This is a genomic window from Subtercola boreus (assembly GCF_003399645.1).
GTDB lineage: Bacteria > Actinomycetota > Actinomycetes > Actinomycetales > Microbacteriaceae > Subtercola > Subtercola boreus_A.
Map to the genome: position 1 here is coordinate 1 of NZ_NBXD01000011.1, position 10,163 is coordinate 10,163.

Below are 10,163 nucleotides of genomic sequence, written 5' to 3' on the forward strand. Positions count from 1 at the left end.
CCGACCGGCCCTCCTGATCAATCTTCTTCTTCGTCGCCACAACATTAAGTGTCGTCATCACGGCACCTTCCCCGCCAGACTCACGCCCGACGCGTTAGGCCGAAAACACCGTTTAAGAAACAGTCCCGCGTCAACACGAAGATCGGGTACCGATTCTGGTCCGTCGCTGACAGGTTGTTTCTGTGGGCGGGTGGGGCCTGTTCGTTGGCGGTTTCGTGTGGGCTTCGCGAGGTCGAACAGATGGGGAGCGTCATTTCGATCGTGGAGGCGCGTTGCGGCGTGTTTGGTTCGCGGAATTGACGTGGGGGTGTGGGTAGGATCGTCTCGCGCCCCGAGGGGCGTACGGGTGTGAGGGGGATGACTATGACGGCTCTGACTGGTCGGGGATCAACCGAGACCGTTCGGATGTCTGCCCGGGTTGTGTTCGGGGTAATCGCGTTAGTGGTCGGGACCGCTTTGGCCATTCAGCTGACTCTGTTGTTCACCGGTGGGCAGGATGCTAATTCCGGGGCGAGTCTTGGAGAGATCCCGGTCGGTACACGGTTGGTGCGATTTTTCAGCTACTTCACGATCCAGAGCAACATTCTTGTTCTTGTCACATCGACGGCGCTGTTCGTGAACGTCGGGCGTGATGGCGGGTTCTGGCGTGTGCTACGTCTGGACGCGATGCTGGGCATCATCATCACAGGGCTGGTGTACGACATCGTGCTCGCACCCTTGCAGCACCTCACCGGGTGGGCGGAGACAGCAACGATAGGCCTGCACTACATCTCTCCGTGGGCGACGCTGCTCGCGTGGCTCATTTTCGGACCCCGCCCACGGGTCTCGTGGCGCACATTCGGGTTCGCGTTCGTGTGGCCGTTCCTGTGGCTCGTGTACACGTTCATCCACGGCGCCGCGTCGGGGTGGTACCCCTACCCCTTCCTGGACGTCACCACGATCGGCTATCCGGATGCGCTCCGAAACTCTGCCGGGGTGCTTGTCGTTGCCGTGGTGATCGCCGCGGTCCTCACAACCCTTGACCGGCGTCTCCCTTCCGCGGTTCGCTGACCTGGGTGACCGGGATGCTGGGGCTTCCCCACCGTGCCCAGCCGGCGGCATAGACGACCAAGCCGACCACGAGAGCGATCATGACCCAGAGGACAACGAGGTAATCGATCCAGGACCCGATCGGTGGGGCTCCGGGGAGGAAGCTTCGTAGGGGAATGGTCGCGAAGAGCATCGCACCGATCCAGCTCATGAACGAAGGTTCCACTTTCCGGCGACCACGGTAGACCGTGATCGCAACGAGCAGGACCAGGACTGCTATCGCGATCATCAGCCCCAGTAGCAGCACACCGAACGCGAAGGTGCTCCAGGACCGTTTCGCGGTGAGCTCGAGGACGGGCAAGGTGAGGGAGCCGGATCCGTCGCTGACCGCGCCGAGCGCTAGGGCTGTGGCGCTTTGTTCGGCGTGAAGGTTCTGGGTGACCCCGGTGAGGGTCCAGCCGGGGACTTGCCCGTCGAAGATCACCGCAGGGCTCAGCGGCACGGCGGCACCGTTGACGGTTCGTGTGGCGGTGACCAACATTTGGGTCTGGTAGGTATCGGCTGGCCAGTTCTCGATCATCCCCGGGGTCTGCACGACGATGGTTTGTGTTTGGGGTATTTTCCCGGCAGGGAAGTCAATGCTCTGGCTTGCGAGCACGGGCGATACGAGAACGGTGATGTCGTCAGACAGGGCGAGCCCACCGGCAGACATCAAGGCATCCGACGGCTCGATTTCGAGGGTCATCGTGATGCTCTCGCCTGCCGCGTTCACCGTCTGGGGGGTGAGGACAATAGTGAGAGCACCTGGCGGGGGAGTGTGTGTCTCACCGGTTGTCTGCACCCGACCGCTCAGCCCGTACAACACGGCAACGAGCGTGTAAACCAGAACAGCAGTCACAGCAACGACCATTGTCCGCTTCGATGGTCGGCGCCCTCTAAAGGGGGCACCCCGAACGGTGGAGGTAGTCACGGACGAGGCCAATCTCTGGGATGAAGGGGCGGCCCACACATGGAGCGTGTGGGCCGGTTCTGGGTTACGTTGTCGGCGGCACAGCGACGGTGTTGTTCAGGGTTGGCTGGCAAGCGGGTTTCGGCCTGTAGCGGTCACGGTTCCGTGTCGTGTCGTGTCGTGTCTTGCTACGGTTTGGCCGCGTCGAGGTGGCAGACCGTTTCTGGTGCGGGGAGTTGACCGTTCAGTAGGTAGTTGTCGACCAGTGCGTCAACGCATGCCGCGTTCTGCTTCAGATACGCCGAGCCGTGCTGGTTGGCCTCTAACGTGAGCAGGCGTGCCGTGCCGAGCTGTGCTACCAGGCTGATAGCGGCCGGGTACGGGGTCGCATGATCCCCGGTGACCCCGATCACGAGGATCGGGTCTGAACCCGCCGCGTTGAACGTGTCCGTGATGTCGGTGCCTTCCTCGGCAAGTAGTGAGCATCTCGTTCCGAGGTCCTGTACCTCTTCGGCGGCTTTTTCCTTGTCGCCGGTCACGTCAAGGACATGCTGGTAGAAGCTGAGGAGGTCTGGGTGAATGGGGCGGGAGAAGCAACTCACGATGGATCCCTCCAAACCCACGACCGAGGACCCGTTATCGGCCGCAATAGCGTCGATGGAAGCCTGATCGCCCGCCGCAGCGCCCGCCAGCAATTCGAGGCGGTGTTCTCGTGCCCCGTTGACCGTGTAGTTCGTGGTGGTCACATAACCATCCACGAACGTGTCACCGACTACCGTGCCATCCGTTGCAACCCACGGCATCTTAGCCAACCGGTCAGTCAATGCTGTCAGTTGATCCTCGTCCGTCCACGCGCACGCAAAAACGGTGTGGTTGTTCACCGCGCAACTGGCTCCCAGTTCCCCGGACGCTGTCCGGATGGCTTGGTTTTGATCGAACCCGTTGCTGGGACCAGCCCAGGTCGCGTCGATCGCACTGTCCAGAACCATCCGCCCCACAAGGCTGGGGAACAACGTCGCATATGTCGCACCAAGTGCTGTGCCGTAGGAGTATCCGAGGTAGTTCAGTTTCGCGTCACCGACAAGTACCCGTAGAGCGTCCATGTCTTTGGCGACCGATGATGTTCCCATGTGGTGGGCGAGGGGGTTATCTCGAAGGCACTGGGCGAACAAAACGTTGTCGGGTACGTCCTGATCGTCTGCGACACAGTTCAGCGGAGAGGATTCGCCGATACCTCGAGGGTCAAAACCGACCAGGTCGTAGGAGGCGGAAATGTTATTGGCGCGCGGCTCTGCAGCTATCCGGGTCGCGAGTGACTGCCCCCCAGCACCCGGGCCGCCGGGATTGACCAGAAGACTTCCCAGCCGGTTGGATCCGGTCGCCGCGTAACGGATCGCGGCGACCGTGATGCGTTCCGTGTTGCCCGGGTCCTCCCAATCCATCGGCATGCTCACCTGAGCGCATCGACGATCGTCCCTGTTCCGACCAGCCGCATCGAGCAGGGCCTGCGTTGAGTCATCAAGCGGCGCGCACTGACCCCACACGATCGTCTGGTCATACACGTCGTCGAACCCCTGGACACCGCGAGCAAGACCCGTCTGAGAGACCTCGGGGCCCGGCTGGCCTAACGAGCACCCCGACACGCTCAACAAAGCAACAACAACGGCGGCAGCAGCAACGCTCCGGACACTCACAGGCTTATACACAACCGCGAGTATCCGGCATCAAACCAAAAACACGCAAGCCAGAACCGTTCTCAATCACGTCCTCCGGACGATTGTTCACAAACTCGTTCGCACACCGCTGCCGTTAGGAGCGGGTCTGTACGTTCAACGGTGTAACTCCAGTGGAAGGAGGAACTCGATGGAACTGCAGGGATCACAACGAGTAGTTGCGCGGTCAGCCGGATCGTGTGCCGCTGGTAGCGTTCCAGCAGGCCGGTGACCTGCTTCCAGAACGTCTTCGCGGCGCAGTTGTCGATTCCGCACCGCATCCTGCAGACCTTGACCCAACGGATCGAGGGTCGGCCGCCCACCGGCAGGTCTGCTGGTGCCCGCTCATGAAAAGCATGCACCGTCGCGGTCGGCGTTCCCTGGGCTGGGCATTCAGCCGGGTCACCGTGGGTTGTGGTGTGCAGGACGATCACCTCACCGGCGTCCTCGACCCTGGTGATGGTCAGCGCTGCAAGTCTTGAAAAAAGTTCTTTCACAACGGGATTTGTATCGGTCATAAACGATCCTGATCAGCACGGCAGGCTAGCTGGGTCAGGACGCGCCGAGATCGCCACCGAGCCGCGGATCACCACCCACAGTGCGCTAGAGCCGAAACGTTACAGACCCGACCCCGTCCGCCCAAAACGCGAATGGAGGGGCCACGAGACATCGTTTCTTGGCCCCTCCATGTCGAGCTGCGGGTGTGGGGACTGTGCTCAGAATCCGATCGATGGGTCGATAAATTCGTTGGTCGCGATAGTCGCTGGCGTGAGGTTGAATGCAATGGTCTTGCCTTGGGTGGTGAAGAGCGGTGTCGTGATGTCGATGATTTTCTGTACGCGGTTGAGGTCGAAGTTGCCGACGGTGCTGTCTGGGCCGTTCGCGACGAGGCCGAGATCGACTTGGGCTTTGGCCGAGTAGCTGGCGACCCCGGCGGTGTAGACCCAGCCGTTGTTGAACTCCGACACTGCCTTGACGATCAGGTCGTTGGTTGCCGTGGGATCGGTGTAGTAGTCGACCGTGGCCTGCTGCAGTACGGGCACGAGTTTGGTGAGGCAGGGAGATATTTTTTCGAGGTCACCGGTTCGTACCGAGAGGGCGGATGCGTAGATCGGGTATCCGGCGTCGTTGATCAGCTGGAAGGCGACGGGCTTGCCCCAGGCGGGTACTTCGTTCTGGTAAACGTAGGGTTCGACGGTCGCGAAGCCCTGCTGGCCGTCTTTGCCGCCGGCGGTGACGAAGTTGGCGGGTGTGCCGTCGTAGCTGCCGTCGACGTTTGCTGTTTTGAGGATGCCGCTGCCGGTGAGGTAGTCCATATAGGTCGAACCACCGAAGTAACGAACGACAGCGTCGGTCTTGCCGAGGTCGGCGATTGTCTTGACGTCCGGGTAGGTGGCGGGATCCCACATGATGATCTGGGGTCCGACCTCGAAGGGTGCGAAGACGGCGGTGACGGGCTGGTCGGCTGAGAGTTGTACGGCTTCGTCGGTGTTGGCGTAGCCGAGGGTGATGGTGGGGTCGGCGTACTGTTGGCTGGTGACGGTCTGGAATCCGATCGCCGGTCCGCCCGAGCGCACTTCGACGTTCACTCCGGTGTAGGCGCCGGAGGCGTAGAGCGGTCCTGAGACGGCCTTCTTGCTGGAATCAAGTACGGGGTCGGGGCCGATCAGTTGGTAGAGGTCGCCTTGTTCGGCTTCGGGGTTCCGGTCGGTTTGTATGACGATGTTCGCCGGGCAGACGCCTGACAGGTCGACGGCGCCGATCGGGGCGTCCGTGACGGTGGCGGCCCCATTCGATGTGCTGCCGGCTGTGGAGCAGGCGCTGAGTAGGGCGGCTGAGGTGAGAAGAACGGCGGTCGCGGCGGATGCACGCAGCAGGGGCGAGCGGGTGGTGCGCATAGTGGGGCTCCTTCTTGATGGGGCTGGGTTGGGTACGGCGAAAAAGGTCAGAGTTCGTCGATCACGGTCGACAACACGGCAGGCGAGGTGTCGCCTTGGGGGAGGGCGAACCTGTCTCTTGTTGTTGTGTAGAAGCTCGCGCCGAAACGCGCGACAGGAAAGTAGTTGGCGAGCCGGACCCGCCAGGTGTTGGTGTCGATCAGGTCGTCCCGGGTGTGCAGCGACACGATGCGGCCGATGAAGATTTCCCGGCTCGTCGTTTCGAGCTTCTCGTGCAGCACGCATTCGAAGGCGACCGGGGCGGCCACAATCGTGGGTGGGGAGACGAGCTTCGACTCGGTGGTGCTGAGCCCAAGGTGTTCGAGTTCGCTTGTTCCGTAGGGTAACGATTCGCTGCTGCGGTCGGCGGCATGGGCAAGTTCCTCGTCGACCATGTGCACGACGAACTCGCCGTTCAGGTCGATGTTCTGCGCGGTGTCCTTCTGTCCGCCGCCGGTGACCTTGTTGAGGCTGATCAGCAACAGTGGGGGTTCTTCACCAAGCATGCAGAACATACTGAACGGGGCCGCGTTCGTCACACCTCCGGCGTCCACCGTTGTCACGAACGCGATGGGCCGCGGAACGATGAGGCTCGCCATCAGTTTGTATCGCTCGTACTCGCCGAGCTCACCGAAATCGATGTCGAAACTCATGGGGTGTGCGTCGCCGCCCACCACGCGAAGACAATGTCACGGAGCGCGTCGCCGCGCTCGGTGTAAAGGTCGCGGCGCCACAGCTCGTCAACCCGGGCGGAGGTCTCGGTATCGATCTCAACCTCGACCTCCTCGTAGACAATCGGCGCGTTGGCAAATCGAGGAACGTAGTCGGCGTCGCGGGTCAGCTCACGCTCGGTGCGGATGATGGGCTGCCGGAACTGCGCAACCGTTCGCTGCGTGTCGTAAGTGGTGAGCTCGGGGACGCGGTCGAGTTCGATGTCGGAGGCCCGGAATCGCTGGATTTTGACGGGTTTGATCGAGAAGTTGCTTGTCTTCATGATGTCGGCGCCGCAGACGTTCGGCACCGCGAGCACGTCAATCACGGCCAGCAGCTCGACGAAGTCGCCGGCGACCGAGCTCTGCCTGTCGATCACGGGGAGGCCGTTCGGGATCGCAGTGCTCATGAAGAAGTTGAACGAGTCGTGCACGTCATCGGGGGTGAGGCCGTATTCGCGTTGCGCCTCGGCCTGGATGTCGGCGCAGTTCGTGTGTGTTTCGTAGCCGTAGGCTGACTCGTAGAGGTTCGCGCTGCACCGCGGAAACACCACATCATTGCAGTGAACCGTGTCTTCAAGCAGGTACATCATTGCTCGTTCCCGCGGCGGGGACGACCAGAGGAAGTCGCCGGGGCCGGGGTTGATGCCGTGCAGTGTGCGGGTGCGGCCGGTGTGGAAGAACTCGCGGTAGTCGTGCAGGTTGAAGCAGTTGAAGTCGACGCACTGCGCGCCGTCGAGCTGCTCGATGCGCAGGATCTCGCCGGCCTTCACCTCGACGGCTTTACCGGTCGCGGGCTGCAGAACGAATTCCTCAAGCAGTTCGCGTTCTGAGCGGTCTGCCGGCTCGATCGCGTCGCGCCACCGTAGCGGCTTGGCTGAGACCGTCGGCACCCGCAGGGAGCTGAGTGAGTTTGTGGCTGTCTCGGCGACCGCGCGCGCGACGAGCGCGGCTAGCGAGACCGCCTCGCCGGCCGCGACGCTCCGCGCGAGGAGTTGTTGCTGCTGTTGATTGAGGTGCAGGGTGACCTGCTCGGTCACGGTCGAAGTCACGGATGCCATCCCAACAGTATGCAGCACCGACCCGTTTGGTATACGTAAACAGTATATTTCGCATACGTTACGAACATTGTTCGTTGACCGTGCTATGACGCTGAGTAGACTCTGACCGTGACCGACGTCGAAATACCGGAGGGTGGCGCGCGATCGAATCGCGGCGCGACCGCGTACTCAGCGCTGCGTGAAGCGATCATGGAGAACGCGCTGAAGCCGGGGGTCAAGCTCCCGGAAGAAGACCTCGGCACCCACTTCGGCGTCAGTCGCACACTAGTCAGGGCTGCGCTCGCCCAGCTCGCCCTCGAGGGGCTCGTTGACATCGGAAAGACCAAGTCCGCGACCGTCGCCCGGCCGACCAAGGCCGACGCCCGTGAAGCCTTCGAGCTGCGGCGCGCCCTCGAACGCGAGGTCGCCCACCTTGTTGCCGGGCGCTGGAACGCCGACCTGGGCAGAGCGCTTGAGACTCATATCGCGGCGGAACGCACCGCATCAGATCAAGGCAACCACAAACTATCCGTCCGGCTAGGGGCCGAATTCCACATCCTGCTCGCCGACATGGCAGGAAACTCGTTACTGCGACGCTACGTCTTCGAAGTGGTGGGCCGCACAACCCTGATCCTCGCTGTATACGGCCAGGCCCATCCGCAGCAGGACAGTCTCGATGAGCACATCAAACTTGTCGAAGCGCTGAAACGCGGCGACGCAGCGGACGCTTCCGAAATCGTGGATGCGCACATACGGTCGGTCGAAGACCGGGCGCTCAGCGACTTAGACCCCACCGACGGCGCCGGCCTGGCCGAGATTCTAAGCCGATACTCAAGGCCCATTTGACGAGGTCGTGCGGTGGCGATCAGCGCTAGTTGTATAGGGCGTCGTCGTTGGCGTCGGAGAAGATCGGGTGTGTCTGAGGTTGGACCTATGCCGCGGAGCACCCGCGCTTGAGACCCACGAATTGTAGTGGCGTCCCGAGGGGTCGTCCGGTAAAGAATTTCACTCAGGTGCGTCGTACGGAGCAGTTTTTCCCGATCGGTCAGACGGCGTTGGCGTTTCTTCACGATCACCGGTTCGAACGTGCCATCCCGATCCCTGGGAACCTCGATCATGACCTCTCTAGTCGCCTCGGTCAGCACCGTCTTCGGGCGGCTGCCGTTACGCACGTTCGTGCCCACACGGCCATCGGGCGCGGTGCTTCTCGTGCTCGATGTGCTCGGTGAGCTCCTCGTTCAGCGCCGTTTCCAGCACGGTCTTCGTGAACTGCTTCAAACAGCCCATTCGGACCCGTCAGCGACAAGCCCTGCTCCTGGGCCAGCCGGACCAGCTCAACAGCGGCCAACTCCTCCGCCGTCGGCTCCTTTTTTCTTCTTCTTCGAACTCACAACATCCAGCGTCGTCATCACGGCACCTTCCCCGCCAAACTTTCGCTCAGCGCGTCAGGCCAGAAACACCGTTTAAGAGACAGTCCCTGCTTCGATCAGGGGCAAAATGAGTACCCGAGGGATTACGGGGATCAGTTCAGGAGCTAGTTTTCGTCCCCTGGGTTGGGCAGTAGAGCTGGGTACGTTCGCCAGACCGGTCGATCGTGTGTGAGGCCATGAGATGACCACAGAGCGGGCAACTGCTGCCCTGCGCCCTTCGCGCTTTCGACTCGGCAGATTCGGTGTCGAACGGCCCGAGCGGGGGTGGTCCGAGATACGGGAATAACCGATCGTTCAGCCACGCTCCGAAACCGTTTGACCGGGGGTGAATGCGTTGCCGCCTTTTGTTCGTACCCATATGATTAGTGTACTAGCTAAATGAGAGAAGGGCCCTTCATGCGCGAACCGGAGAGAGCGGCGAGCGAAGACATTCTCTCCGTGGAGAATCAGGTCTGCTTCGCCCTTGCTGTCGCGGCCCGAAACGTCGTCGGGTTGTACCGCCCCTTTCTCGAGCCCATGCGGCTCACGCACCCGCAGTACCTCGTCATGCTCGCGCTCTGGGAGCAGAGCCCACGGTCGGTACGGGAAATCGCCGACACTCTCAGCCTCGAGCCCGCCACGCTCTCACCCCTGCTGAAGCGTCTCGAGATCATCGGGTACGTAAGGAGAGAACGAAGCGCCCGCGATGAACGGATGCTCGATATCACCTTGACGGAGACGGGGCGCTCTCTGCGCTCGACCGCCCTCACAATCCCCCCAAGGGTTGTCCGCTCGCTTGACATGTCGGTGCCGGAGCTGGAGAGCCTCAGGGAGGTGCTGCACAGGGTCATCGCGGCGTCCAACTCACGACCGGATTCAGCGCTCGGCTCATGAGGGCAAGTTTCCAGGGGTGCTCTGAGCGTCAGGCGTTAGTGAGTTCGGCGGTGTTCCTACTAGCTTTCCGAGCGAATATCCACTGTCGGCGCATTGAAAGGCTTCGCTGAAGCTGACCTCGAATCCCCGTTACCCCGGGCCTCAATCAAGTTGACATAGCCAATACGCACTGATCCGATGGCACCTCCGCGACGACCGCTCAAAAAAACCAGCAGTCGAAGCGTAAATACCCGCAGCCAGCGCCCGGACGTTTTCCGGGAACGGGACCCCAGGCGGAGCATTGGCTAGCTGACCGCGGAGCGCGTATCGGGTGCCGTGCCTTTTTCGGCAATGGGGTGGTTGCCGGGTGGGGGTTCTGAGGTTGACCCCGAATTCCGGACACTGACCAGGCGGGTTTCGCGTGTTTGCGGGCCTGTCGGGGAGGATGTCCGTGATGGGCACAAGCAAGAGGAAGACTTATACGCCGGAGTATCGCCGTGAGGC

At 61.9% G+C, this 10,163-nt stretch carries 9 protein-coding genes and 1 pseudogene; 3 read left to right on the forward strand and 7 right to left on the reverse strand.

What is annotated here, in order from left to right:
• Nucleotides 1–546 precede the first annotated feature (546 nt).
• On the forward strand, nt 547–1,050 hold the full coding sequence (locus B7R24_RS04635; RefSeq protein WP_253259936.1) for a Pr6Pr family membrane protein: 504 nt from the start codon (nt 547–549) through the stop codon (nt 1,048–1,050).
• Here the strand turns inward: B7R24_RS04635 and B7R24_RS04640 are convergent.
• The 6 genes from B7R24_RS04640 to B7R24_RS04660 form a co-directional block, all read right to left on the reverse strand.
• Nucleotides 1,010–1,939, reverse strand: coding sequence for a DUF4436 family protein (locus tag B7R24_RS04640; protein ID WP_116419613.1), 930 nt, complete (start codon nt 1,937–1,939; stop codon nt 1,010–1,012). The genes B7R24_RS04635 and B7R24_RS04640 overlap by 41 nt on opposite strands.
• Nucleotides 1,940–2,166: 227 nt before the next feature.
• Nucleotides 2,167–3,540, reverse strand: coding sequence for an alpha/beta hydrolase (locus tag B7R24_RS04645; RefSeq protein WP_147303962.1), 1,374 nt, complete (start codon nt 3,538–3,540; stop codon nt 2,167–2,169).
• 194 nt (nt 3,541–3,734) lie between these two features.
• Nucleotides 3,735–4,208: a transposase family protein gene (locus tag B7R24_RS17270; protein ID WP_147303963.1), complete on the reverse strand. Its 474-nt coding sequence runs from the start codon at nt 4,206–4,208 to the stop codon at nt 3,735–3,737.
• Nucleotides 4,209–4,406: 198 nt separating this feature from the next.
• Complete coding sequence (locus tag B7R24_RS04650) at nt 4,407–5,588, reverse strand: ABC transporter substrate-binding protein (RefSeq protein ID WP_172582708.1); 1,182 nt, start codon at nt 5,586–5,588, stop codon at nt 4,407–4,409.
• A 47-nt stretch (nt 5,589–5,635) separates the two neighbouring features.
• Nucleotides 5,636–6,280, reverse strand: a complete 645-nt coding sequence (locus B7R24_RS04655) for a flavin reductase family protein (RefSeq protein ID WP_116419625.1) — start codon at nt 6,278–6,280, stop codon at nt 5,636–5,638.
• Nucleotides 6,277–7,398, reverse strand: a complete 1,122-nt coding sequence (locus B7R24_RS04660) for a DUF1989 domain-containing protein (RefSeq protein WP_116419611.1) — start codon at nt 7,396–7,398, stop codon at nt 6,277–6,279. Before B7R24_RS04660 ends, B7R24_RS04655 begins: the two co-directional genes overlap by 4 nt.
• A gap of 108 nt (nt 7,399–7,506) precedes the next feature.
• On the opposite strand from B7R24_RS04660, the gene B7R24_RS04665 reads away from it, so the two are divergent.
• Nucleotides 7,507–8,223 carry a GntR family transcriptional regulator gene (locus tag B7R24_RS04665; protein WP_147303964.1) on the forward strand — a complete coding sequence of 239 codons (717 nt, stop codon included), beginning with the start codon at nt 7,507–7,509 and terminating at the stop codon, nt 8,221–8,223.
• Nucleotides 8,224–8,402: 179 nt separating this feature from the next.
• Here the strand turns inward: B7R24_RS04665 and B7R24_RS17985 are convergent.
• Nucleotides 8,403–8,725, reverse strand: a pseudogene (locus B7R24_RS17985) (transposase); the annotation flags it as partial.
• A 478-nt stretch (nt 8,726–9,203) separates the two neighbouring features.
• Between B7R24_RS17985 and B7R24_RS04680 the strand changes: the two are divergent.
• Nucleotides 9,204–9,680, forward strand: coding sequence for a MarR family winged helix-turn-helix transcriptional regulator (locus B7R24_RS04680; RefSeq protein ID WP_116419608.1), 477 nt, complete (start codon nt 9,204–9,206; stop codon nt 9,678–9,680).
• Nucleotides 9,681–10,163: the final 483 nt, after the last annotated feature.